The 23,626-nt window shown below is 70.7% G+C and carries 21 protein-coding genes; 18 read left to right on the top strand and 3 right to left on the bottom strand.

Features of this window, described 5'->3' with window-relative positions; genetic code table 11:
- The first annotated feature begins 1 nt into the window (after position 1).
- Genes ACIP4X_RS10555 through ACIP4X_RS10540 form a run of 4 tightly spaced genes read left to right on the top strand, consistent with a single transcriptional unit; the run spans position 2 to position 4,141 of the window.
- A complete protein-coding gene (locus ACIP4X_RS10555) occupies positions 2-1,792 on the top strand; it encodes a cytochrome c biogenesis protein ResB (protein ID WP_358737911.1) in 1,791 nt (596 codons plus the stop codon).
- Positions 1,789-2,892, top strand: coding sequence for a c-type cytochrome biogenesis protein CcsB (ccsB, locus tag ACIP4X_RS10550; RefSeq protein ID WP_358737910.1), 1,104 nt, complete (start codon positions 1,789-1,791; stop codon positions 2,890-2,892). The genes ACIP4X_RS10555 and ccsB overlap by 4 nt, the downstream gene beginning before the upstream one ends.
- 25 nt (positions 2,893-2,917) lie before the next feature.
- The gene (locus ACIP4X_RS10545; protein WP_358737908.1) at positions 2,918-3,322 is read left to right on the top strand and encodes an SRPBCC domain-containing protein; all 405 of its coding nucleotides are present in this window, start codon (positions 2,918-2,920) and stop codon (positions 3,320-3,322) included.
- 51 nt (positions 3,323-3,373) lie between these two features.
- Positions 3,374-4,141 carry a CDP-alcohol phosphatidyltransferase family protein gene (locus tag ACIP4X_RS10540; protein ID WP_391455852.1) on the top strand — a complete coding sequence of 256 codons (768 nt, stop codon included), beginning with the start codon at positions 3,374-3,376 and terminating at the stop codon, positions 4,139-4,141.
- A gap of 26 nt (positions 4,142-4,167) precedes the next feature.
- Here ACIP4X_RS10540 and ACIP4X_RS10535 read toward each other — a convergent pair whose 3' ends face one another.
- On the bottom strand, positions 4,168-4,560 hold the full coding sequence (locus ACIP4X_RS10535; RefSeq protein ID WP_358737904.1) for a PLD nuclease N-terminal domain-containing protein: 393 nt from the start codon (positions 4,558-4,560) through the stop codon (positions 4,168-4,170).
- Between the two features lie 87 nt (positions 4,561-4,647).
- Here ACIP4X_RS10535 and ACIP4X_RS10530 point away from each other — a divergent pair, with 87 nt between their 5' ends.
- From ACIP4X_RS10530 to ACIP4X_RS10485, 10 genes are all read left to right on the top strand, one after another.
- Positions 4,648-6,105: a menaquinone biosynthesis decarboxylase gene (locus ACIP4X_RS10530; protein WP_358737902.1), complete on the top strand. Its 1,458-nt coding sequence runs from the start codon at positions 4,648-4,650 to the stop codon at positions 6,103-6,105.
- A complete protein-coding gene (mqnP, locus tag ACIP4X_RS10525) occupies positions 6,102-7,004 on the top strand; it encodes a menaquinone biosynthesis prenyltransferase MqnP (protein ID WP_358737900.1) in 903 nt (300 codons plus the stop codon). The genes ACIP4X_RS10530 and mqnP overlap by 4 nt, the downstream gene beginning before the upstream one ends.
- Positions 7,005-7,048: 44 nt before the next feature.
- The gene (locus ACIP4X_RS10520; RefSeq protein WP_391455856.1) at positions 7,049-7,720 is read left to right on the top strand and encodes a flavoprotein; all 672 of its coding nucleotides are present in this window, start codon (positions 7,049-7,051) and stop codon (positions 7,718-7,720) included.
- Positions 7,721-7,820: 100 nt separating this feature from the next.
- A complete protein-coding gene (locus ACIP4X_RS10515; RefSeq protein ID WP_358737897.1) occupies positions 7,821-8,276 on the top strand; it encodes an Lrp/AsnC family transcriptional regulator in 456 nt (151 codons plus the stop codon).
- 47 nt (positions 8,277-8,323) lie between these two features.
- Complete coding sequence (gene mqnE, locus ACIP4X_RS10510) at positions 8,324-9,487, top strand: aminofutalosine synthase MqnE (protein ID WP_358737895.1); 1,164 nt, start codon at positions 8,324-8,326, stop codon at positions 9,485-9,487.
- Positions 9,488-9,601: 114 nt separating this feature from the next.
- On the top strand, positions 9,602-10,252 hold the full coding sequence (locus ACIP4X_RS10505) for a UdgX family uracil-DNA binding protein (protein WP_391455858.1): 651 nt from the start codon (positions 9,602-9,604) through the stop codon (positions 10,250-10,252).
- Positions 10,253-10,268: 16 nt separating this feature from the next.
- Positions 10,269-10,793, top strand: coding sequence for a GNAT family N-acetyltransferase (locus ACIP4X_RS10500; protein WP_358737891.1), 525 nt, complete (start codon positions 10,269-10,271; stop codon positions 10,791-10,793).
- Positions 10,794-10,895: 102 nt separating this feature from the next.
- Positions 10,896-11,207 (top strand): DUF4229 domain-containing protein, encoded by a 312-nt coding sequence (locus ACIP4X_RS10495; protein WP_358737889.1) that lies wholly within the window; start codon positions 10,896-10,898, stop codon positions 11,205-11,207.
- A gap of 107 nt (positions 11,208-11,314) precedes the next feature.
- Positions 11,315-11,971, top strand: a complete 657-nt coding sequence (locus tag ACIP4X_RS10490; RefSeq protein WP_358737887.1) for a TetR/AcrR family transcriptional regulator — start codon at positions 11,315-11,317, stop codon at positions 11,969-11,971.
- Positions 11,972-12,255: 284 nt separating this feature from the next.
- Positions 12,256-14,211, top strand: a complete 1,956-nt coding sequence (locus ACIP4X_RS10485) for an AMP-binding protein (RefSeq protein WP_391455862.1) — start codon at positions 12,256-12,258, stop codon at positions 14,209-14,211.
- Between the two features lie 240 nt (positions 14,212-14,451).
- Here ACIP4X_RS10485 and ACIP4X_RS10480 read toward each other — a convergent pair whose 3' ends face one another.
- Positions 14,452-14,655: a cold-shock protein gene (locus ACIP4X_RS10480; RefSeq protein ID WP_004984723.1), complete on the bottom strand. Its 204-nt coding sequence runs from the start codon at positions 14,653-14,655 to the stop codon at positions 14,452-14,454.
- 441 nt (positions 14,656-15,096) lie between these two features.
- On the opposite strand from ACIP4X_RS10480, the gene ACIP4X_RS10475 reads away from it, so the two are divergent.
- Positions 15,097-15,945 carry an MqnA/MqnD/SBP family protein gene (locus ACIP4X_RS10475; protein ID WP_391455866.1) on the top strand — a complete coding sequence of 283 codons (849 nt, stop codon included), beginning with the start codon at positions 15,097-15,099 and terminating at the stop codon, positions 15,943-15,945.
- Positions 15,946-15,987: 42 nt separating this feature from the next.
- Positions 15,988-17,910 carry a protein kinase domain-containing protein gene (locus ACIP4X_RS10470; RefSeq protein WP_391455868.1) on the top strand — a complete coding sequence of 641 codons (1,923 nt, stop codon included), beginning with the start codon at positions 15,988-15,990 and terminating at the stop codon, positions 17,908-17,910.
- 27 nt (positions 17,911-17,937) lie between these two features.
- Here the strand turns inward: ACIP4X_RS10470 and ACIP4X_RS10465 are convergent, their stop codons facing one another.
- Positions 17,938-22,605 (bottom strand): FtsK/SpoIIIE domain-containing protein, encoded by a 4,668-nt coding sequence (locus tag ACIP4X_RS10465; RefSeq protein ID WP_391455870.1) that lies wholly within the window; start codon positions 22,603-22,605, stop codon positions 17,938-17,940.
- Positions 22,606-22,883: 278 nt separating this feature from the next.
- Here ACIP4X_RS10465 and ACIP4X_RS10460 point away from each other — a divergent pair, with 278 nt between their 5' ends.
- Both ACIP4X_RS10460 and ACIP4X_RS10455 read left to right on the top strand, forming a co-directional pair.
- Positions 22,884-23,192 (top strand): WXG100 family type VII secretion target, encoded by a 309-nt coding sequence (locus tag ACIP4X_RS10460; RefSeq protein ID WP_391455872.1) that lies wholly within the window; start codon positions 22,884-22,886, stop codon positions 23,190-23,192.
- Between the two features lie 118 nt (positions 23,193-23,310).
- Positions 23,311-23,622, top strand: coding sequence for a hypothetical protein (locus ACIP4X_RS10455; protein WP_391455875.1), 312 nt, complete (start codon positions 23,311-23,313; stop codon positions 23,620-23,622).
- Positions 23,623-23,626: the final 4 nt, after the last annotated feature.

Here is a 23,626-nt window from a genome sequence, read left to right as displayed (position 1 = left end):
CATGAGCAAGACGCCAACCAGTACGACGGCCGACGAGACCCCGGCGGTGCCACCCGGCGACGACGACCTCGGAGCCGCCGGCTCCCAGCTGTCCACCGCCCCCGCCGAGACGGTCGTACCCGGCTCCTTCGGCGGCGTCCGGGCGCCCGGACCGGCCGGCCGGCTCGCCTGGACCGGGCGGGAGATCCTCGGCTGGGTCCGCTGGTTCTGGCGGCAGCTCACCTCCATGCGGGTCGCGCTGATGCTGCTGTTCCTGCTCTCCCTCGGCGCCGTGCCCGGCTCGCTGATCCCGCAGAGCGGCACCGACGCGATGAAGGTCGAGGCATTCAAGCAGGCACACACCGTGCTCGCGCCGATCTGCGACAAGCTCGGCCTGTTCCACGTCTACAGCTCGCCGTGGTTCTCCGCGATCTACATCCTGCTGTTCGTCTCCCTCATCGGCTGCATCGTGCCGCGCACCTGGCAGTTCGTCGGCCAGCTGCGCAGCCGCCCGCCGGGCGCCCCCAAGCGGCTGACCCGGCTGCCGGCGTACACCACCTGGCGCACCGCCGCCTCCCCCGAGGAGGTCCGCGAGAGCGCGCTGAGGATCCTCAAGCAGCGCCGCTTCCGCGCCCATCTCGCCGATGACGCCGTCGCCGCCGAGAAGGGCTATCTGCGCGAGGCGGGCAACCTCGTCTTCCACATCGCGCTGATCGTGATGCTGATCGCCTTCGCCTGGGGCCAGTTGTACAAGACCGAGGGCAACAAGCTGATCGTCGAGGGCGACGGCTTCTCCAACACCCTCACCCAGTACGACGACTTCAAGTCCGGCAACCTCTTCAACGACGACGACCTGGTGCCCTTCAGCTTCAACCTGAAGAAGTTCACCGGCACCTACGAGCGCACCGGCCCGCAGAAGGGCACGCCGCGCGTGTACCGGGCGGACATCACCTACAGCCTGGGCGCCCACGGCAAGGAGCGGAAGGCGAGCATCTCGCCCAACCACCCGCTGACCGTCGACGACGCCCGGGTCTACCTCGTCAGCCACGGCTACGCCCCCACCGTCACCGTCCGGGACGGCAAGGGCCAGGTGGTCTACCACCAGGCCGTGCCGCTGCTGCCGGTCGACTCCAACGTCACCTCGCAGGGCGCGATCAAGGTGCTCGACGGCTACAGGAACCCCGAGGGCAAGTCCGAGCAGCTCGGCTTCTCCGCGTTCTTCGTGCCGACCTTCGCCGGGGCCGGCAAGGGCACGATGTTCTCCCAGTTCCCGGCGCTGGACTTCCCCGTCCTGGCGCTGACCGGGTACCACGGCGACCTGGGCGTCGACGCGGGCGTGCCGCAGAACGTCTACCAGCTCGACACCAAGAACCCGAACCTCAAGCAGTTCAAGGACGCCAAGGGCAGGATCGTCGCGGCCCGGCTGCTGCCCGGCGAGACCATGACGCTGCCGAACGGCGCCGGCTCCATCACCTTCGACAAGGACATCAAGGAGTGGGCCGGCTTCCAGGTCGTGCAGCAGCCCGGCACCGTCTGGGCGCTCACCGGCGCGCTCGCCGCCATCGCCGGCCTGGCCGGCTCCCTGTTCATCCAGCGGCGCCGCGTCTGGGTGCGCGCCGTGCGGGGCGCCGACGGCGCGACCGTCGTCGAGATGGCGGGCCTGGGCCGCAGCGAGTCCGCGAAACTCCCCGAGGAGCTCGGCGACCTGGCCGCCCTCGTCCACGACAAGGCGCCCGCACAGGCCGACGCCGACCCCGACCGGGAGCCGGACGCCGGCGCCCCCGTACCCGCCGAAGGGGCTGAGGAGAAGTGACTCTCGCCGCCGCAACAGAGCTCGCCACGGCGACCAACGAGAACCTGGCCAGCATCAGCAACACGCTGATCTACTCCGCGATGGCCGTCTACACCCTGGCCTTCTTCGCGTACATCACCGAATGGCTCTTCGGCAGCCGCAGCAAGGTGGCCCGCACGGCCGCCGCGCTGACCGCCGAGGACGGCGCGGCCAAGGCGCAGGGCCCGGCCGTGACGGTGAAGTCCGCCGGCGGCACCGCCGTGCTGGAGCGCCCCAAGGTGGTCGTACGGTCCGCCGCCGGCGCCCGTGACGTGCCCGACGGACCCGGCGCGCACGGCGGCGACGAGAAGGGCGACCTGTACGGCCGGATCGCCGTGTCCCTCAGCGTGCTCGGCTTCCTCCTCGCGCTCGGCGGCGTCGTCGCCCGCGCGGCCTCCGTGCAGCGGGCGCCGTGGGGCAACATGTACGAGTTCAACATCACCTTCTCCACGGTCGCGGTCGGCGTCTACCTGCTGCTGCTCGCGCTGAAGAAGAACGTGCGCTGGCTCGGCCTGTTCCTGACCACCACGGTCCTGCTCGACCTCGGCCTCGCGGTCACCGTGCTCTACACGGCGAGCGACCAGCTGGTCCCGGCCCTGCACTCGTACTGGCTGTACATCCACGTCTCCACCGCGATCTTCTGCGGCGCGGTCTTCTACGTCGGCGCGGTCGGCACCCTGCTGTACCTGTTCAAGGACTCCTACGAGAACAAGCTCGCCTCCGGCGGAAAGCCCGGCCGCTTCGCGACCTCCGTCCTGGAGCGGCTGCCGGCCTCGGCGTCCCTGGACAAGTTTTCCTACCGCGTCAACGCCGCAGTCTTCCCGCTGTGGACGTTCACGATCATCGCGGGCGCCATCTGGGCCGAGTCCGCCTGGGGCCGCTACTGGGGCTGGGACCCCAAGGAGACCTGGTCCTTCATCACCTGGGTCGCCTACGCCTGCTACCTGCACGCCCGTTCCACGGCCGGCTGGAAGGGCCGCAAGGCCGCCTACATCGCGCTGATCGCGTTCGGCTGCTGGCTGTTCAACTACTACGGCGTGAACATCTTCGTCAGCGGCAAGCACTCGTACTCGGGCGTCTGACCGGACCCTCGGTGACACTGGTGTCATGACCGGTTCCATCGAACAGGGCGCCAGCCAGATCCACGGGAACACGCGCCTGCTCACCTTCCTGGTGCGGCTTCCCGGGCCCATGGAGCGGGTCTGGCCGGAGCTGACCACACCGGAGGGCCTCGCGCGCTGGTTCACCGCGGCCGACGAGCTGGAACCCCGGCTCGGCGGCGCGGTCGGCCTGCGCGGCCTCGGCAGCGGGCGGATCACCGCGTGGGACGTGGACCGGATCGCCGAGTACACCCTGGAGGGCGGCGGCCGCATCCGCTTCCACCTGGAACGCGACGGCACGGACGGCACCGTGCTCCGCTTCACCCACGAGTTCCTGGGGGAGACGGAGTCGGAGCCGAGCTGGCGGGTCCGCTTCGAACGCCTGATCGAGGTAATCCACTCTGTACCCTGACCCGATCATCGCCGCACGTGCGGCGGTCGGGCTGGGTGGGAGGAAACGGTCATGGGTGCTGCTCCGGTTCTGGAGGAGCTGCGGGAGGTCTGCCAGCCGCAGGCGAAACTGGTGAGCCGCAACGGCGAGCACTGGGCGGGCCGCCTGTACATGCGGAGGGTCTCGCTGCGGTTCACCCGGCAGCTCGTGCGCACCCCGGTGACCCCGGACCAGCTGACCTGGACCATGGTCGTCTGCGGGATCGCCTCCGGCGCCGCGCTGCTGATCCCCGGCCTGACCGGGGCCGTCCTGGCCGTCGTGCTGATGCAGCTGTTCCTGCTCTTCGACTGCGTGGACGGCGAGGTCGCCCGCTGGAAGGGCCAGAACAGCGCGTCCGGCATCTACGTCGACCGGCTCGGCGCCTATCTCGCGGACGCCGCCCTGATGGTGGGCGCCGGGTTCCACGCGGCCCGGTCCGGCTTCGGCGGCTGGGTGTCGCTGGGCCTGGCGACCGCCCTCGGCGTGGTGCTGCTGAAGGCGTCCACCGACCTGGTCGACGTGGCGCGGGCCCGGCGCGGGCTGGCCGTCGCCGACGACGAGTCGACCCGGCCGCGCTCGCAGGGCGTGGCCGCGGTGCGCCGGCTGGCCGCCGCGTTCAAGATCCACCGGGTGACCAACGGCATCGAGGCGTCCCTGCTCCTGCTGGCCGCGGCCATCGGCGACACCGTCACCGGCGGAGCCGACGTCACCCGCTGGGCGCTCGTCGCGCTGGCCGCCATCACCTGGGTGATGGTCCCGGCCCACCTGCTGTCGATCCTGTCCTCGTCCCGGCTGCGCTAGCCGTATCGCCCCCCGACCGGCGCCGCTCAACTGCTCTTGGGCTCCTCGCCGTTCTCCTTGCGGCGCAGTTCCTCCTCGCGGCGGCGCAGGTCGGCCTCCCAGTTCTTCAGCAGGTCCTCGTCCTTCTTGTTCTCCTCGGCGAGGGACTTCAGGAACGCGGGGTTGTCGTCCGGGGCGACGTACTCGAGCCGCTCGTTGCGGTGCCACTCCGAGGGCGTGCGGCCGTTCACCGGAGGGCGCCGGTCCTTGCCCGCGGCGAGCCAGGCGATCGAGCCGACGATCGGGAAGAGCAGGATGATGAAGACCCAGGCGACCTTGGGAAGGTGCTTCGCCTCGTCCTCGGGCGTGTTCAGGCAGTCGATGAACGCGAAGATCATCAGTGCCAGCGGCACGACGTAGTACAGCAGCACCCTGAGCATGTCGGGAAGCCCCCTGGAAAGCGGTGGTGGGGCCCTGCACCGGCCCCGTGACGGGGCCAGGGTAGCCGCTCGGGGATACTGGACCCCATGGCGTACGACGATCTTCGTTCCCTGCTCAGGGCGCTGGAGCGCGAGGGAGACCTCACGCGCATCAAGGCCGAGGTCGACCCGTATCTGGAGGTCGGCGAGATCGTCGACCGAGTGCAGAAGTCGGGCGGCCCCGCACTCCTCTTCGAGAACGTGCGCGGCTCAGCGATGCCCCTGGCCATGAACGTCTTCGGAACCGACCGGCGGCTGCTGAAGGCCCTCGGCCTGAAGTCCTACGGTGAGATCTCCGACAAGATCGGCGGGCTGCTGCGGCCCGAGCTGCCGCACGGCTTCGTGGGCGTGCGCGAGGCGTTCGGCAAGCTCGGCGCGATGACGCACGTACCGCCGAAGAAGGTGAAGCCCGACAGCGCGCCCGTGCAGGAGGTCGTCCTGCACGGCGACGACGTCGACCTCGACGCCCTGCCGGCCCTCTTCACCTGGCCCCAGGACGGCGGCTCCTTCTTCAACCTGGGACTCACCCACACCAAGGACCCGGAGAGCGGCGTCCGCAACCTCGGGCTGTACCGCCTCCAGCGCCACGACAAGCGCACCATCGGCATGCACTGGCAGATCCACAAGGACAGCCGCAACCACTACCAGGTCGCCGCCCGGCGCGGCGAGCGGCTGCCGGTGGCGATCGCCTTCGGCTGCCCCCCGGCCGTCACGTACGCCTCGACCGCGCCGCTCCCCGGCGACATCGACGAGTACCTGTTCGCCGGGTTCATCGCGGGCCGGCGGATCGAGATGGTCGACTGCAGGACCGTCCCGCTCCAGGTCCCGGCGAACGCCGAAGTCGTCCTGGAGGGCTGGCTTGAGCCCGGCGAGATGCTGCCCGAGGGGCCCTTCGGCGACCACACCGGCTTCTACACCCCGCAGGAGCCCTTCCCGGCGCTGACCATCGACTGCGTGACGATGCGCAGGCGGCCCCTGCTCCAGTCGATCGTCGTGGGCCGCCCCCCGACGGAGGACGGACCGCTCGGCCGTGCCACCGAGCGCTTCTTCCTCCCCCTGCTGAAGATCATCGTCCCGGACATCGTGGACTACCACCTGCCCGAGGCGGGCGGCTTCCACAACTGCGCGATCGTCTCGATCGACAAGAAGTACCCCAAGCACGCCCAGAAGGTGATGCACGCCATCTGGGGGGCGCACATGATGTCCTTGACCAAGCTGATCGTGGTCGTCGACGCCGACTGCGACGTCCACGATCTGCACGAGGTCGCCTGGCGGGCCCTGGGCAACACGGACTACGCCCGCGACCTCACCGTCGTGGAAGGCCCCGTCGACCACCTCGACCACGCCTCCTACCAGCAGTTCTGGGGCGGCAAGGCGGGCATCGACGCGACGAGGAAGCTGCCCGAGGAGGGCTACACGCGGGACGGCGGGTGGCCGGAGATGGTCCTGTCGGACCCCGATACGGCGGCCCTGGTGGACCGCCGCTGGAAGGAGTACGGCCTGTGAGCTCCGCGTCCGCCGCGATCCCGCAGCCGGGACGCACCAAGGCCTTCCTGCGCCTGGTCATGATCGAGCACTCGATCTTCGCGCTGCCCTTCGCCTACATCGCCTCCCTGACCGCGATGTACGAGTGGGACAGGACCATCCACTGGGGCAGGCTGCTGCTCGTCACCGTGGCGATGGTGGGTCTGCGCACGTTCGCGATGGCCGTCAACCGGATCATCGACCGGGAGATCGACGCCCGTAACCCGCGCACCGCGCACCGCGAGCTGGTGACCGGCGCGATGTCGGTGCGGCACGCCTGGACGGGCGCGCTCGTCGCGCTCGTCGTGTTCCTCGCGGCCGCGGCCCTGCTCAACCCGCTCTGCCTGGCCCTCGCCCCCGTCGCGGTGGTCCCGATGGTGGTGTACCCCTACGGCAAGCGGTTCACGAACTTCCCGCAGGCCATCCTGGGCCTGGCCCAGGCGATGGGTCCGATCGGCGGCTGGCTGGCGATCTCCGGGACCTGGTCCTGGGACGCGGTGATCCTGGGCCTGGCCGTCGGCGTCTGGATCGGCGGCTTCGACCTCATCTACGCCTGCCAGGACGTGGAGACCGACCGCGAGGTCGGCGTGAAGTCGGTCCCCGCCCGCTTCGGCGTCCCCGCCGCCATCTGGGGAGCGCGGGCCTGCCACCTCGTCACCACCGCGCTGTTCGTCTGGTACGCCCTCGCCACCGGCGCCGGCGCCTTCTTCTGGCTGGGCCTGGTCGTCGTCGCGGGCGCCTTCGTCTACGAGCACACGATCGTCCGCCCGCACGACCTGTCCCGCCTCAACCGGGCGTTCTTCAGCGTCAACGGGTTCATCGGCATCGCCCTTTTCGTGTGCGCGCTGCTCGACCTGCTGGTGCGTGGTCTCACGGTCTGATCCCTGCGGTTCGGATCATGAGCGCCGACGGATAGGCTCGTCACATGAAGCCAGGAGAAACGCGGCGGGCGCCTTGGATCGTGGGGGTGTCCGGAGCGTCCGGCACGCCGTACGCGGCCGCGGTGCTGCGTGCGCTGCTCGACGCCGGACAGAGCGTCGACCTGGTGGTCAGCCGGGCCTCGCGACTCACCCTGCTCGACGAGACCGGCATCTCCTTCCGGGACGCCCATTGGCGGGACGACCTGGGCGAATGGCTGTCCCTCGGCGCCGACGGCAAGCCCGGCACGTTCGACGTGGACCTCACGGGAGTACGGCACTGGAGCGCCGGTGACCTGGCGGCCGGACCGTCCTCGGGGTCGTACCCGGCGCAGGGCATGCTGATCGTGCCCGCCTCGACGGCCTGTGTGGCGGGCGTCGCCCTCGGGCTCTCCAAGGACCTGCTGCAACGGGCGGCGAGCGTGACCCTCAAGGAGGGCAGGCCGCTGGTCGTGGCCGTACGGGAGACCCCGCTGAACGGCCGGACGCTGCGGCACCTGGTGGAACTGGACGACGCGGGCGCCACCGTCCTGCCCGCCTCGCCCGCCTTCTACGCCGGGGCGACCCACATCCAGCACCTCGTGGACTTCGTCGCCGGCCGGGCCCTGGACGCGGTGGGCGTACCCCACGGTCTCTACCGTCGCTGGGAGGGCGAACTGGGCGGCTCCCGGCCCGCGTGAGCGTCGGGCGGCGCTCTCCTGCGGTACCAGTACCACTCGACACTTCAGGAACTTTCTTCAGATCTCTCGTCGGATCTCTTCAGTGGAAGGCTTCGATCGCATGGACGCGGTGGACAGGCAGCTCATCCAGGCCCTGAGGGAGAACGGCCGGGCCTCCTACGCGGAGCTGGGGCGCCTCGTCGGCCTGTCGGGACCGAGCGTCACCGACCGCATCAACCGGCTGGAGGCGGCCGGCGTCATCACCGGCTACCGCGCCACCGTGGACTCCGCCTCGCTCGGTCTCGGCGTCACCGCCCTGATCGGCATCTCGCTCTCCGACGCCGCCGACCACGAGGACGTGGCGCAGCGGCTGAAGGACCTCTCCGAGATCGAGGACTGCTGGTTCATCGCCGGCGACGACTCGTTCATGCTCAAGGCGCGCGCCTCGGACGTCGACGGACTGGAGAGCATCATCCGGCGGCTGTCCGGGACCAAGGGCGTCTCCCGGACCCGTACCACCATCGTGCTGTCCACGAAGTGGGAGAACCGGGTGGGTGAGCTGCCCGAGGAGGTCTGATCCTACGGGCGTACGGTGGTCGCAGTCTTCAGGAAAGAGGTAGGGGCATGGACGTCGGGCTCAAGCGCGAGCTGGAGGAGAAGGTCAGGACGGGCGTCCGCCTGACCCGTGAGGACGGCATCGCGCTGTACGAGTCGGACGACCTTGCGTGGCTCGGCGGCCTCGCCCACGAGGTGCGCACCCGCAAGAACGGCGACGTGGTGCACTTCAACGTCAACCGGCACCTCAACATGACGAACGTGTGCACCGCGTCGTGCGCGTACTGCTCCTTCCAGCGCAAGCCGGGCGAGAAGGACGCGTACACGATGCGCATCGAGGAGGCCGTGAAGCTGGCCAAGGCGATGGAGTCGGAGAACCTGACCGAACTGCACATCGTCAACGGGCTGCACCCGAACCTGCCGTGGCGCTACTACCCGCGCTCCCTGCGCGAGCTGAAGGCCGCGCTGCCCGACGTGTCGCTGAAGGCGTTCACCGCCACCGAGATCCACCACTTCGAGACGATCTCCGGATTGTCCGCCTCCGAGATCCTCGACGAGCTGATCGACGCCGGTCTCGAGTCCCTCACCGGCGGCGGCGCGGAGATCTTCGACTGGGAGGTCCGGCAGCACATCGTCGACCACCGCACCCACTGGGAGGACTGGTCGCGCATCCACCGGCTGGCGCACGAGAAGGGCCTGAAGACCCCGTGCACCATGCTCTACGGGCACATCGAGGAGCCCCGCCACCGTGTGGACCACGTGCTGCGGCTGCGTGAACTCCAGGACGAGACCGGCGGGTTCCAGGTCTTCATCCCGCTGCGCTACCAGCACGACTTCGTCGACGTGCAGGACGGCAAGGTCCGCAACCGCCTCCAGGCCCGTACCACCATGGCGACGGGCGCGGAGGCGCTGAAGACCTTCGCCGTCTCGCGGCTGCTCTTCGACAACGTCCCGCACGTCAAGGTGTTCTGGGTGATGCACGGCGTGCAGACCGCCCAGCTCGCGCTCCAGCACGGCGCGGACGACATGGACGGCTCCGTCGTCGAGTACAAGATCACGCACGACGCGGACAACTACGGCACCCCGAACAAGCTGACCCGCGAGGACCTGCTGGACCTGATCCGCGACGCCGGCTTCCGCCCGGTGGAGCGCAACACGCGCTACGAGATCATCCGGGAGTACGGCGGCCCGGACCCGGAGCGCCGCGAGTCGCCGCAGCCGATGCGGGTCTGAGCCCACGCGCTCAGGGCCTGCCGTCACCTTCCCGTCCGCCCCCTCGGGCGACGACGGGAACGCAGGCCCTGGCGCACCCCGTGAGGCCGCGGGCCGGACGGGTACCCGTCCGGCATGGCCACCACGAAGGCGCCCGAGGACGCCTACACCGCCGCTCCCTTCGTCCCCGAACACGCGGACCTGGCCGCCCTGCGCGAGGCGGCCGCCGGCTGCCGGGGCTGCCCGCTGCACCGGGACGCCACCCGGACCGTGTTCGGCGCCGGGGACACCGGCGCCCGGGTCATGCTCGTCGGCGAGCAGCCCGGGGACCAGGAGGACCGGCAGGGCCGGCCGTTCGTCGGGCCCGCCGGGAAGCTCCTCGACCGGGCGCTGGCCGAGGTGGGCATCGACCCGGGCGAGACGTATGTCACCAACGCCGTCAAGCACTTCAAGTTCACCCGGTCCGGCCCGGGCAAGCGCCGTATCCACAAGGCGCCGAGCCTGCGCGAGACGGTGGCCTGCGGGCCCTGGCTGGCGGCCGAACTCAGGCTGGTGGAGCCCGAGCTGATCGTCGTCCTGGGCGCGACGGCCGGCAAGGCGCTGCTCGGCTCCTCGTTCCGGGTCACCGAGGTGCGCGGGACGGTGCTGGAGGCGGAGATCCACGGGCGCCGGGAGCGGGTGGTGCCGACCGTGCACCCCTCGTCCGTGCTGCGCGCGGACGACCGGGAGGGCGCGTACCGGGGGCTGCTCTCCGATCTGAAAGTGGCTGCGCGCACCCTGGTGTAATAGATACGATCGCCCGATGCCCCTTACTTTCACCCTTGATCCCGCCGTCGACCCCACCCTGCGCGACGGCATCCTCGACCTGTGGACCGATGTCACGAACGCCGGCGGAGCGGTCGGGTTCATACCGCCCGCGACGCGGGAGGAGATACGTCCGGAACTGGTCAGGCAGTTGCTCGCGCTGACCGAGGGCCGCGCACGGCTGCTGGTCGGCCACGACGAGGAGGGCCGGGTCGCCGCCACCGCCTTTCTGACCTTCAACACCCACCGGCTGATGACGCACTGGCTCTGGCTCTACACGGTGATGGTGCACCCGCGTCACCAGGGCCGGGGCCACGGACGGGACCTGCTCGCGGCCGCCGAGGACGCGGCCCGTGGCTTCCCGGGCATCGAGGCGATCCGGCTCACCTGCCGCGGCGGGCTCGGCCTGGAGCGGTTCTACGCCTCCTGCGGCTACAAGGAGGTCGGGCGGGTGCCGGGCGCCATCCGGGTGGAGCCGGGTGACGACCGGGACGACGTGATCATGCTCCTGCCGCTGACCTGAGGCTCTAACGGTGCTTGGCACCCCCATGCGTGATCGGGCATTCGGCGTGCTTCACTGGACGGTGCCCCTTTGGGAACCTTCGGAACGGAAGAGTGGATTGAGATGCTCCGCTACACGCTGATGCGCCTCGGAATCTTCGTGGGCTGCCTCGTGGTCGTCTGGGGCCTCGTCCACTCCGGGCTCGCCCCGCGCGGCCTCGGCGGCTCCAACGGCCTGTGGATCGCCACGCTCGCCCTGGTGATCTCCGCCCCGATCAGCTTCGTCGCCCTGCGCAAGGAGCGGGACCGGGCGTCGGTGCAGGTGGCCCGGCGGGTGGACCGCATGAAGGCGAACATCGAGGCCAACGCGGGCCAGGAGGACCTCGCCGACGACCGGGCGCGCACCCAGGCGCAGCCGCGGGAGCAGGCGTCCTGACGTCTGATCGTCCGATGCGGTCGGGGCAGGAGTGCTGACGGCCTGATCCGGCCGGTACGGCGTCCGTACGGCCGCCGGGTCGGTGCCCGAACCGTAGGCTTGCCCCCATGGGTGCCGTGAGGACCGGACGGATGCCGAGGGCGGTGCGCGAGCGGCAGATGCTCGACGCCGCCGTCCAGATCTTCGGGCGGCGCGGCTACACGGCCGCCTCGATGGACGAGATAGCCGAACTGGCGGGCGTCTCCAAGCCCTTGGTCTATCTGTACCTGAACTCCAAGGAAGACCTCTTCACCGCCTGCATCCGCCGCGAGGCCGCCGCGCTGACCGAGGCGGTCCGCGACGGAGTCCGCCCGGGACTGCCCGCCGACCGTCAACTCTATGAAGGACTGCGGGCGTTCTTCACGCATACCGCCCGGCACCCGGAGGGCTGGACGGTGCTGCATGTGCAAGCCCGCACGCAGGGCGAGCCGTTCGCGGCCGAGATCGCCGCGATGCGCGCGGACATCGTGGCGTTCGTCACCGAGCTGATCCTCGTCGCCGCCCGTGAGGCCCACCACGACCCCGCCCTGCCCGAGCGGGAGGTCGCCGGGCTCGCCGAGGCCCTGGTCGGCGCCGCCGAGTCCCTCGCCTCCTGGGCCAACGCCACCCCCGGCGTCACGCCCCGCCAGGCGGCGGCGACCCTGATGAACTTCGCGTGGGCGGGCCTGGGCGACCTCATGGAGAACCGCCCGTGGAGCCCGCCGACGGAGCCGGCCCGGAGGTAGGGCGGGGTAGGACCGGGGGCAGGGTCGGGGTGTCACGAGTCCGGCGACGCGAGTTCGTCCTGCTCAACTCGGTGCGCCGAGGGGCCGGTGCGGGCACAGCCCTGTTCCCGGACCGTCTCCGGTCCCTCCCCGAAACCGCACGAACTCCCCATCGCGACCCCGTACGATCCCGTTTGCAACCGGCGGTAACACCCCAAGAGCGCGCACCACCGGTGAACGACCAGTGAGCGCAGCGCGTACCACCGCAGCAGAGCAGCGCGCAGCCGCAGGCACCAGGAGCCGCCATGCCCCTCTCGTACTCGTCCCCGTCGCCCCACGGCGGTGAGGCCCCTTCGCCCTCGGCGGGGTTCGACTACGACCCCGACGCGGGCCCGGCGTTCGTCGCGCCGCAGACCCGGCGGCTGGACGGCGAGGTGCGCGAGGCGTACGTACCCCCGCTGGTCCCGCCGGTGACGCACGGCTCACTGGCCGACCTGCCGTTCGAGAACGCGAGCGCCGACCCCGGCCGACAGGTCGTCAGCCGCCCGGACGGCGACGGCGGCTGGACGCATCTGACGGCCGCGCAGTTCGCCGAACAGGTGAGCGCGGTGGCCAAGGGCCTGATCGCGGAGGGCCTGGCGCCGGGTGACCGGATCGCGGTGATGGCGCGCACGCGGTACGAGTGGACCCTCCTGGACTTCGCCGCCTGGGCCGCGGGACTGGTCACGGTCCCCGTCTATCCCACGTCCTCGGTCTTCCAGGTCCGCTCGATCCTCCAGGACTCCGGCGCGGTCGCCCTGGTGACGGAGAAGGCCCGGCAGGCGGCGGCTCTCGGCCCGGAACGCGAGCGCCTGCTGGACCTGCGGCATGTGTGGGTCATGGAGCAGGGCCACCTCGACCGGCTGGCGGAGTACGGAGCGGGCGTCCCGGACCAGGAGGTCACCGTGCGCCGGGGCGTCCTCGGGCCCGACACGCCGGCCACCCTGGTCTACACCTCGGGCACGACCGGCCGCCCCAAGGGCTGCGCGCTGAGCCACGGCAACTTCCTGGCGGAGGTCGACAACGCCATCGAGGTCCTCTACCCGGCCTTCAAGGCGAAGACGTCGGAGGAGGCCTCGACGCTCCTCTTCCTGCCCCTGTCCCACGTCTTCGGCCGGATGGTCGCGGTCGCCTGCGTCCGCGCGGGCGTCCGGCTCGGCCACGCGCCGAGTCTGAAGTCGGAGGATCTGCTGGCGGACCTGGCGAGCTTCCGGCCGACGTTCCTGCTGGCCATCCCGTACATGCTGGAGAAGGTCTACAACAACGCGCGCGCCACCGCCGAGCGCGGCGGCCGGGCCTCGTCCTTCGACCGCGCCGCCGACGTGGCCTGCCGTTACGGCGAGGCGGCCGAGGCCCGCCGGCACGGCACGGGCCCCGGACCCGGCCGCGCCCTGAAGGCGGCCCGCGCCTTCTACGACGCCCTCCTCTACCGCCGTATCCGGGCCGCGCTCGGCGGCCGTCTGCGCTACCTCATCTGCGGCGGCTCCCCGCTGGGCCGCCGCCTGGCCGCCTTCTACGAGGGCGCCGGCGTCGAGGTCTACGAGGGCTACGGCCTGACCGAGTCGACGGGCGCGGCCACCGTGACGCCCCCGCAGAAACCCCGCCTGGGCACGGTCGGCTGGCCGCTGCCGGGCACGCGGATACGGATCGCGGCGGACGGCGAGGTGCTGCTGGCCGGCGGCCAGGTCTTCCGCGGCTACTGGAACCCGCACGCGGGCGGGGTGGTACCGGCGACGCACGACGGCTGGTTCCCGACGGGCGACATCGGACGCCTGGACGACGACGGCTACCTGACGATCACGGGCCGCAAGAAGGAGATCCTGATCACCGCGGGCGGCAAGAACGTCGCCCCGGCCCCGCTGGAGAACTGGCTCCGCGCCCATCCGCTGATCTCTCAGTGCATGGTGCTGGGCGACCGCCGCCCCTACATCTCCGCCCTGATCACCCTGGACCCCGAAGGCATCGCCCACTGGCGGCAGATGACCGGCCGGCCTCCCGTCCCCGCCGAACTCCTCGTCGACGACCCCGGCTTGACGGCGGTCCTGCAGCGTGCCGTGGACGAGGCGAACAAGCTCGTCTCCCGCCCGGAGTCCATCCGCCGCTTCACCGTGCTCCCCGTGGACTTCACGGAACGGGAAGGCCACCTGACCCCGTCGATGAAGCTCCGCCGGGAGGTGATCCTCCGCGACTTCGCGCGGGAGGTGGAGGGGTTGTACGCGTAGCGTCCGCCGTATTCACGGGAGCATTCCGGGGGTATCCCGGGAGTGCCCCGAGGGCGTTCCGGGAGTGTTCCGAAGGCGTTCAGGGGGCGTTCCGGGGGTCCGGGGAAGAGTTCGCCGGGAATTCATCCGGGCGTTATGTCCGGGGTTCGGCGGTACCGCCGGAAAAGGCAGGAGCCCCGTCGCCTGACGGCGCGGGGCTCCTTGGGTACTGCACTCAGAACGGATACTGCGCGCGAACGCTCAGACCGGGGTGACGTTCTCCGCCTGCGGGCCCTTCGGACCCTGAGTGACGTCGAAGCTCACCTGCTGGTTCTCTTCGAGGGAGCGGAAACCGGTCGCGTTGATTGCGGAGTAGTGGACGAAGACGTCGGGGCCGCCGCCTTCCTGGGCGATGAAACCAAAGCCCTTTTCGGCGTTGAACCACTTCACGGTTCCGGTAGCCATAAGCCCTCCTTGGGCTCAAAGGGTCGCCCTGCTCCAGAACCTGCAAGTGTGATAACGAAATCGCCGCACAACTGCATACGTCTGAAAACGACCAGAGCCCGCGGTCACATGCTCCGCAGGCTCTGTACTGCAAGGGAAACCAAACTGCAACTTGCTGGCGAGCCTAGCATGTGGGGCGCCGAATGCAATAGAGGTCAAGATCACTTCACCCGGATGTTTGAAGGTTCTGGTGAGAGGTTGACGCACCGAGATCGACGGGCGCTCGGAGAAGGACGGCGGGCACTGCGCCAATCGGGGTCGTCGGGGTCGTGGGTGTCGTGGAGTGCGCGGGGGTGGCCGCGGAGTGGAGGACAGCCGACGGCCGGAGTGCCCGGGGTGGTGGTGACGGAGGGCGGTGGGGGCGGCGGGGGAAGTGTGCCGAGCAGGGTCTAGCCTCCCGATGTGGACATTTCTCGCACCCGGCCGCGCGTCGGCCACATCCAGTTCCTCAACTGCCTGCCCCTTTACTGGGGGCTCGCGAGAACCGGCACGCTCCTCGACTTCGAGCTGACGAAGGACACCCCGGAAAAGCTCAGCGAGCGGCTCGTGCGGGGAGAACTCGACATCGGCCCGGTCACCCTCGTCGAGTTCCTCAAGAACGCGGACGATCTGGTCGCCTTCCCCGACATCGCCGTCGGCTGCGACGGCCCGGTGATGTCGTGCGTGATCGTCTCGCAGGTCCCGCTGGACCGGCTCGACGGTGCCCGGGTCGCCCTCGGCTCGACCTCCCGCACCTCGGTACGCCTGGCCCAGCTCCTGCTGACCGAGCGGTACGGGGTGACCCCCGACTACTACACCTGCCCGCCCGACCTGAGCCTGATGATGCAGGAGGCGGAGGCGGCGGTGCTCATCGGCGACGCCGCCCTGCGCGCGAACCTCCACGACGGCCCGCGCTACGGACTCGACGTGCACGACCTCGGGCAGCTGTGGAAGGAGTGGACGGGACTGCCGTTCGTCTTCGCGGTCTGGGCGGCCCGGCGCGACTACCTCCAGCGGGAGCCGGACATCACCGGCAGGGTGCACGAGGCCTTCCTGGCGTCCCGCAACCTCTCCCTCGAAGAGGTCGGCAAGGTCGCCGAACAGGCGGCCCGCTGGGAGGCCTTCGACCAGGAGGTCCTGGAGCAGTACTTCACCACCCTCGACTTCAGCTTCGGCGCCCCGCAACTGGCCGCGGTCGCCGAGTTCGCGCGGCGCGTCGGCCCGACGACCGGCTTCCCGGCGGACGTGAAGGTGGAGCTGCTCCGGCCGTAGCGCACTACCCTGCTGTGAGGCGTACGGGGGAGGGGGAGCGCCATGCAGCCGCTCGAAGAGGACGAGCCCGCCACCGTGGGTCCCTACCGGCTGCTGGGCCGGCTGGGCTCCGGCGGCATGGGCCGTGTCTACCTGGGCCGCAGCGCGGGCGGCCGCACGGTCGCGGTGAAGATCGTGCACCCGCACTTCGCGCTCGACGAGGAGTTCCGCGCCCGGTTCCGCCGCGAGGTCGAGGCCGCGCGCAGGGTGGGCGGCGCCTGGACCGCGCCGGTCCTGGACGCCGATCCCGGGGCGCCGGTGCCGTGGGTGGCCACCGCCTACGTGGCCGGCCCCTCCCTCGCCGCGGCGGTCGCGGACGCCGGCCCGCTGCCCGTGCACTCCGTACGGGCGCTGGGGGCGGGCCTGGCCGAGGCGCTGGCGGCGGTGCATGAACTGGGCCTGGTGCACCGGGACGTGAAGCCGTCCAACGTGCTGCTCACCCTGGACGGCCCCCTGCTGATCGACTTCGGCATCGCCCGTGCCACCGACGGCACCGCGTCCCTGACCTCGACCGGCGTCTCGGTCGGCTCGCCCGGCTACATGTCGCCCGAGCAGATCCTCGGCAAGGGCGTCACGGGCGCGGCCGACGTCTTCTCCCTGGGCGCGGTGCTGGTGCACGCCGCGACGGGCGAGCCCCCGTTCCGGGGCGACTCCTCGGCGGCGCTCCTGTACAAGGTCGTCCACGAGGAGCCCGAACTGGGCTCACTGAGCGGCGACTTGAGGGACCTCGCGGCGGCGTGCCTGGCCAAGGACCCCGCTGCCCGCCCCGGCCCCGCCGAGATGGCCCGCCGCCTCGCCCCCGAGGGCGCCTCCCGCCTGACCGCGGCCGGCTGGCTCCCGTCCCGCCTGGTCGAACAGGTCAGCCGCAGCGCCGTATCGCTCCTGAACCTGGAGGCAACGACGCCGAACCCCGCGTCCCAGCCGCCGTCCGGCCCACTGAACTTCAGCAGGGTCTCGTTCCCGGGCCCACCCCCGAAACCCACGAACGAGCCCCAACGGCCCGCGGAGGCGGTATCCGACAGCGGTTTCGGCTCTTTTCCCGGAGCCGCCACGGGCGAGCGACCGCAGCCCGCAGAAGCGGCACCCGACGGCGGGTTCGGCCCCTTTCCAGGAGCAGCCACGGGCGAGTCCCAGCGGCCCGCAGAAGCCGTACCCGGCGGCGGTTTCGGCCCCTCCCTGCCCGGCCCTTTCCCCGGAGCCGCCACCGGCGAGTACCCGCAGCCCGCGCAAGCGGCACCCGGCGGCGGTTTCGGCCCCCCACCCTCCATGCCGGCCACGCTCTCCGAGCTGGGGGACGCGCCCCCGCAGAGCTCCACCGCGCCGCTCGACGGCCGCGGCCGGTTCTCCGTCACCGTGGCCGGCGGTGCGGCACCGGTCGCCGACGGCAGGGGCCGCCGCCTGAGCTGCACCATGGTCCTCGCGGTCGCCTGCGCGTTGGCGGTGGTGACCATCGGTTCGGTGCTGTGGCTGCTGCCGTTCCGGAACGACCACGACGGCAGCGCCGCCGGAACCCCGCCACCGGCCGCCACCGAGGGCGGCGACCACCGTTCCCCCCGGCCGACCACCACCGACTCGCCCGTCCCCGCCCGCTACCTCGGCACCTGGGAGGGCCAGGGCACCGCCCTCGACGGCACCCTGCCCCTCGGCGACTTCCGCCTGACCGTCCACCAGGCCGCCACGGGCCAGGAGTTGGGCACCCTCCGCCAGACGGACCAGCTCGGCGGCATCTGCGACGACGTACTCACCCTGAAACAGGTGACAAGCACCCAGCTCGTCGCCGTCTCGCGCGGCGCCAAGACCAACCACGCGGGCTGCGACCCGGCCCCACACACGGTCCGCCTCACCGCGGTGGGCGACGACATCAAGTACACGGCGGAAAGCACGGCGGCGGGAAACCCGGTGGCGCGGCTGTCGAAGGTGAAGTAGCCGAGGCGAGTGGAACGGCGCAGGAACCTAGTTCGGCGTCGTTACCGTCATGTGCTCGCCGCTGCCAAGGTGGAGCATCCCCTTGCCCGGAGTGACCGGGCCGCCGACCATGCTGCGGGTCGTGCGGATGCCGATCAGCTCGCCCGCGGAGCTGTCCTGCGGGGAGAGCAGGATGCCTCGGCGCGCCTTCTTCGCGTCGACCTGCCAGCCGGAGAAGCCGTCGCAGATCTCCTCCTCGTCACCGGCGATGACGAGGGCCAGACCCTCCTCGCCGCCTCGCTCGACGATGCGTTTGAAGACGTCCTCCGCGTCGCAGTCGTCCAGCACCTCGGCGTCGTCCACCAGGACGGCGACCGGCGCCTCGGGCGTGGCCGGCTTGATGGCCTCCTCCATCTCGTCCTCGTCGATGTCGCGGCCCGTGAAGACCCGCAACACTCCCTCCTGACCCTTCAGTTCACGCAACGGCGACGAGCGCGGCGCCGCGACGACCAGCCGTACGCCCTGGGCCAGATAGGACCGTGCGAAGTTCATGAGCGCCGTGCTGCGGCCGGACTTGGCCGGACCGCCGATCACGAACGCCGGTACGCCCTCGGCCAGATCGGGCCCGAACGCGGTGAGCTCGTCGCCGCCCACACCTACCAGGGCCCACAGCGGCGAGGGCTTCGCCGCCGGGTCGCGCATCGCCCAGGCGTCCGCGAAGGAGATCCGGCCGGGCAGGACGTCCACCCGGAACGGCCGCCGGGAACGCGGCACCTCCGCGTCCCGTTCCGCCGCCGCGTCACCGATGGCGATCAGCGCGGCCGCCTGGCCCTGACCGGTGGTGTCCTCGCAGAGCAGCGCGAACTGCGTCTCCGCGGCGGTCTCGGCGCGGAAGGCCCGGCCCGGGGGAATCTCCTCGGGAACCTTGCGGGCGTTGATGTCCAGCATCGAGAAGTCGCCGCGGTCCGCGAGGCGCAGACCGTACTTGTCCTCCGTGAGGGAGGAGATCCGTCCCGACAGAACCTGCCGGTCACCGGTGAGCACCACGTGCAGACCCACGCTCGCGCCCTCCCGCATCATCGCGAAGAGCTGGTCGGTCAGCTCTCCGTGGTCGTACTCCCCCAGCGTGGGCAGCCAGCCCTCCCAGCGGTCGAGCAGCAGCACGATGTGCGGCAGCCGCTCGTCCTCGGCGACCGCGGCCCGCTGCTCGCCGATGTCGGCAAAGCCCTTCTCGGCCAGCAGGTCCTGACGCCGGTTGAGTTCGCCGGTCAGCCGGGTGAAGAGCCGTATGACCCGCTCCAGTTGGTTGCGCCCCGCGACCGCGCCGCAGTGCGGCAGCCTGGTCAGCGCGTTCAGGGCGCCGTTGCCGCAGTCGACGCCGTACAGGTGGACGTCGGCACACGAGTGCGTCCGGGCCAGCGAGCCGGCGATGGTGCGCAGCAGCTGCGAGCGGCCCGTGCGCGGCGCGCCACCGACGAGCAGGTGCCCGAAGGTGGCGAAGTCGACAGCCACCGGGCGGCGGGCCTGGTCGGCGGGCAGGTCCTCCACACCGTACGGGGCGGCGGGCAGCGCTCCCCGGGCCCGCACCGCCGGAATGTCGTCGAGGAGCAGGGTGTCCTCCAGCGCCGGCAGCCAGGGGGAGTGCTGGGCGGGGACGCCGAGCGCTCGGTTGGCCTCCCGCACGGCGTCGACGAGCACCTTCAGGTCGGTGATCTCGTCGTCCTCGCGCGCCTCGGACTTGGGCTTCCGTAGAGCAGCGCGCCCCAGGTCGGACCAGTTCAGTGGGCCCGCCCAGGGGGCCAGTGCCTCCGGGTCGGCCGCGCCGGGCCGGCGTCCGCCGACGCGGCCGGACTGGAAGGGAATGAGGGACGCGTGCCCCAGGCGGACGTACGCCCGGCCCGGTGTGCTCTTGGAGATGTGCCCGGCCTCGGGCGCGTCGATGACGTCCGTGGACTCGCCGGCGTCGGTCACGCGCAGCGCGATGCGCAGGTTGGTGTTGGCGCGGATCTCGGGGGAGACCACGCCGCTGGGCCGCTGCGTGGCCAGCAGCAGGTGGATACCGAGGGACCGGCCGCGCTGGGCGATGTTGACCAGCCCGGTGACGAAGTCAGGCAGGTCGCGCACCATGGACGCGAACTCGTCGATGACGATCAGAAGTCGGGGTACCGACGTGTGCGACGGATCCCGGCGCACCAGGTCCTGGTAGTCCTCGATGTCCTTGGCGTCGGCGGCGGCGAGGATGTGCTCGCGCCGCTTCAGTTCGGCCCCCAGCGACTCCAGGGCCCGTTCGACGAGGTGCGCGTCGAGGTCGGTGACCATGCCGACGGTGTGCGGAAGCTTCACACAGTCCTTGAACGCCGAGCCGCCCTTGTAGTCGACGAGCACGAACGTCATGTTCTCGGGCGTGTTCGCCACCGCGAGCGCCGCCACGATGGTCTGGAGCAGCTCCGACTTACCGGAACCGGTCGTACCGGCGATCAGACCGTGCGGGCCGTCGCGCCGGAGGTCGATGCCGAACGGGCCGTCGTACGACTCGCCGACGACCGCCATCGTCGACTGCCCGCCCATCCGCCAGCGCGCGGCGATCGCGTCGCGCGTGGGCGGTTCGAGCTGCAGCACGTCGAGCAGCCGGCTGGCGGCCGGCAGGGCGGAGTCCTCGGTCTCGCCGCTGATGTCGCGCAGCGACGACAGCGCACGGGACACCCGGGCGCACCAGGCCGGCGAGACGAAGTCGGGTCGTACGTCGCGCCGTCGGCGTGCATCGGTCTGCTCCACACGCAGCCGCAGTTCGGGGGCGCACTCGCTCGCCTGTTCGCTCGGCTGCGCCGCCCGGTGCCAGGCATGGAAGGAGGGAAAGCCACCGACGGCGGCCTGCGAGGAAGGGCTGGGGACGGAGCCGCTGTCGTCGCCACGACCGTCGTGACGACGCGGTTCGGCCAGCACGACCGCCTGGCACTCGCCCGGCAGGAACCGTTCCTCCTCGTCAAGGCAGATCGCGTACAGGGAGACGGCCGGGCCCTCGCGCAGCAGCCGAACCACCCCGGGAAGCGAACGCAGGCGGCGGGAGCCGTCCCAGATCACGACGATGTCGGGGTCGGAGAATGCAGGCCCGTCACTCCGGTTGCCCGTCTCCTTCAGCGCCTTCTGCCGGGCGTCGAGAACCTGGGTCAGCTCACCGACGCGGGCGCCGACGGTCTCGGAGTCGGTCCCTATCAGGACGTTGACATCCTGACCGCCCGAGGGGCGGGCGTGCGGCAGCCAGCGAACCCAGTCCCAGCGCGAGTGCGCGTCGTTCTCGGTGAGGACGTAGAACTGCACATCCATGGGGCTGTGCAGCACCGCGGTCTGCGCGACGGCCCATCTGCCCAGCGCCTGCGCGGAGTCACCGGGCCCGGCGATGCCGACGACGCCGAGGTCCTTCAGCGGCAGCGCGACCGGCGAGTCCTCGATACGCCAGGTGACCTCGCGCCTGTGCTCGTCCTGCTCGGGGTCGTCGAGCACGACCTCGGAGCGCACCTTGCCGGTGCCGACACGGATCAGCAGGTGGTCGGCATCGGCGCGCCGGCGCTCCCACAGACGGGTACGAGGGCCGGTGGCGAAGGTGAGGACGGCGGCCGGGTCGGGCACGGCGTCCCTGCGGTCGAGCCGCTCCGTGCGCAGCGCCTCCCGGGCGTCCTCCTCGATTCGCTCCTTGTGCTCCTTGTACTCCTTGACCTGTTTCGCATGGGACTTGCGGCCCTGCTTCTTGTCCATGAAGTAGTTGGCGATGAGCATCAGCGGGCTCATCAGGGCCATGATCATGTAGTACCAGCGGTGGAAGATCAGGACCGAGACCACCGCACCCACCAGCGGCATCAGCGCCATCAGCCACGGCAGTGGACGTGCCTCGTACTCACCGGGTGGATTGGGTAGACGGAAGTGCGTCTCGCGTTCGGCCGGACGCAGCCGGGGAGGCCGGTTGTAGTCCAGTCCGGCACCATCGTCCGACCACTTCAGGGCGGCGTTCGGCGGGCCGTAACGGGTGAGCTCCAGCAGGCTGTTGCCGATTGCGAGCTGCGCGCCGAGTGGCCAGTCGCCGCCGTCGAAGCCCTCACCGTCGAGCCGGACGGGGGACGGACGGCTGTCCTTGCCGCTGTCCTTGTCCGCCGTGCTGCTTCTGCTGTTCTTACCGCCCTTGCTCTCTTTGGCGTCCTTGGCATCGGTGTCGTGTTGCTCGCCGTGGAGGGCGACTTCACAGGTGCCGTCGATGGCGATGGACAGGGTGGCGGCGCGATCCGCGAGTTCGGGGTCGTCGATGCGCAAGTGGGCGGTGGTCCCCCGGCCGATGTCGTACCGCCCCACGCCGAGCCGGTGCACGGCACCGGCCCCGGGCCCGCCGACCACGCGGAACTCGACGATGCCGGTGGGCTCTCCGAGCAGGCAGCCCGCGGGATCGTGCAGACTGACGACGGCCCCCTCGCGCAACGGGGACCCTACGACGGTGGCACCGGGATCGAGGGGATAGCCGTCGACGTACGCCTGCGGCGCCCCACCGGATCCGTGTCCGGCGCCATGCTGGTGTCCGGCGAGGGAGATGATCTGTGCGCCGCCGCCGAGTCCGAGATGCTCTGCCAGTTCCCGGGTGACATCGCCGACCGACGACTCAGGATCGGCGTCGAGTACGACATCGGCGCTGGTGCCGCCGAGCGGGTCGACGACGGTCAGACTCAGACGCACACTCGTCCTCCTCGCAGGGCTCGGGCCGCCCCCGGAGCGCAGAACACAGTCGAAGTGACCTTATCCGCCGGGTCGTTCCCCGGTGCACGGCATGTGCACCGGTTCACGGTTCCTCCAACTGACATCCCTGTATCCCCACTGGCCCCACCCGTAAGATCTTTGCTCATGCGGACGGCCGGAGGCGGGCTGCCGACCCAAGCAGCCGACGCAGCCGAGGCATCCGCGCCACAGAGCCACGGGGGCGGTCCCTGCGGCGAACACAACGGGAGGGAGCCCTCATGGGCAAGGGCGGCAAGGACACAGACCTCACTTACGCCGAGATGGAGAAGACCGCAGGCGATCTTCTCAAGGACATGCACCACCTCGAGGACCAGATCAAGTCCGTCGAGAAGCGCGTCAAGCAGCTGGTGGAGAACGGCTTCACCACGCAGAAGGCCTCCGGCGCCTACGAGGACTCCATGAAGGACTTCGCCAAGGGCGCCGTCAAGACCATCCAGGGCCTCCACGGCCTCTCCGAATTCCTGAAGAAGGCCAAGCAGGCCTACGAGAACCTGGACGAGGAGCTGGCACGGAGCCAGCGGGGTTAGTGGCCTCTTGGGTTACCGCGGGGTGGGGTGGGGCGCACGAGCTGCGCCCCACCGTTCTCCGCTGTCCCTGCACGGAGACGAATGTGCACGTCACTGGAGGAGGGGCCGCTTCCGAACCATGAGTGATCTGACTGTCGATGACGATCTGTTGAAAAAGTCGGGCAGGGCGCTTAAGAAGATCCAGTACGAGTTCGAGCACACGGAGAAGCATCAGAAGGACTTGCGAGGCATCTGGGGCTCCAGCCAAATCGCCAGCGTGATGGACGCGTTCGCGGACAACTGGGACTACCACCGCAAGCAACTGCTGGAGGCCATCAAGAGCGTCGGTGGGTTGACCGAGGAGTGCCACAAAGCGTTCAAGGACCTGGATCGCGAGCTGGAGAAGGCCACGAAGGGCAAGAGTGAAGCCCGGAAGGGAACGGGGGAGTAACACC

The organism is Streptomyces sp. NPDC088817 (assembly GCF_044750345.1).
Classification (GTDB): Bacteria; Actinomycetota; Actinomycetes; order Streptomycetales; family Streptomycetaceae; genus Streptomyces.
Note: the sequence above shows the minus strand (reverse complement) of the source record. Positions and strands in the feature narration are given on the sequence as shown.

What these genes read in the sequence shown, in the direction of transcription:
- ACIP4X_RS10555 (WP_358737911.1), top strand. Translation starts at nt 2, where the DNA reads ATGAGCAAGACGCCAACCAGTACGACGGCCGACGAGACCCCGGCGGTG.
- ACIP4X_RS10545 (WP_358737908.1), top strand. Translation starts at nt 2,918, where the DNA reads ATGACCGGTTCCATCGAACAGGGCGCCAGCCAGATCCACGGGAACACG.
- ACIP4X_RS10540 (WP_391455852.1), top strand. Translation starts at nt 3,374, where the DNA reads ATGGGTGCTGCTCCGGTTCTGGAGGAGCTGCGGGAGGTCTGCCAGCCG.
- ACIP4X_RS10535 (WP_358737904.1), bottom strand. Translation starts at nt 4,560, where the DNA reads ATGCTCAGGGTGCTGCTGTACTACGTCGTGCCGCTGGCACTGATGATC.
- ACIP4X_RS10530 (WP_358737902.1), top strand. Translation starts at nt 4,648, where the DNA reads ATGGCGTACGACGATCTTCGTTCCCTGCTCAGGGCGCTGGAGCGCGAG.
- ACIP4X_RS10520 (WP_391455856.1), top strand. Translation starts at nt 7,049, where the DNA reads ATGAAGCCAGGAGAAACGCGGCGGGCGCCTTGGATCGTGGGGGTGTCC.
- ACIP4X_RS10515 (WP_358737897.1), top strand. Translation starts at nt 7,821, where the DNA reads ATGGACGCGGTGGACAGGCAGCTCATCCAGGCCCTGAGGGAGAACGGC.
- mqnE (WP_358737895.1), top strand. Translation starts at nt 8,324, where the DNA reads ATGGACGTCGGGCTCAAGCGCGAGCTGGAGGAGAAGGTCAGGACGGGC.
- ACIP4X_RS10505 (WP_391455858.1), top strand. Translation starts at nt 9,602, where the DNA reads ATGGCCACCACGAAGGCGCCCGAGGACGCCTACACCGCCGCTCCCTTC.
- ACIP4X_RS10500 (WP_358737891.1), top strand. Translation starts at nt 10,269, where the DNA reads ATGCCCCTTACTTTCACCCTTGATCCCGCCGTCGACCCCACCCTGCGC.
- ACIP4X_RS10495 (WP_358737889.1), top strand. Translation starts at nt 10,896, where the DNA reads ATGCTCCGCTACACGCTGATGCGCCTCGGAATCTTCGTGGGCTGCCTC.
- ACIP4X_RS10490 (WP_358737887.1), top strand. Translation starts at nt 11,315, where the DNA reads ATGGGTGCCGTGAGGACCGGACGGATGCCGAGGGCGGTGCGCGAGCGG.
- ACIP4X_RS10485 (WP_391455862.1), top strand. Translation starts at nt 12,256, where the DNA reads ATGCCCCTCTCGTACTCGTCCCCGTCGCCCCACGGCGGTGAGGCCCCT.
- ACIP4X_RS10480 (WP_004984723.1), bottom strand. Translation starts at nt 14,655, where the DNA reads ATGGCTACCGGAACCGTGAAGTGGTTCAACGCCGAAAAGGGCTTTGGT.
- ACIP4X_RS10470 (WP_391455868.1), top strand. Translation starts at nt 15,988, where the DNA reads ATGCAGCCGCTCGAAGAGGACGAGCCCGCCACCGTGGGTCCCTACCGG.
- ACIP4X_RS10460 (WP_391455872.1), top strand. Translation starts at nt 22,884, where the DNA reads ATGGGCAAGGGCGGCAAGGACACAGACCTCACTTACGCCGAGATGGAG.
- ACIP4X_RS10455 (WP_391455875.1), top strand. Translation starts at nt 23,311, where the DNA reads ATGAGTGATCTGACTGTCGATGACGATCTGTTGAAAAAGTCGGGCAGG.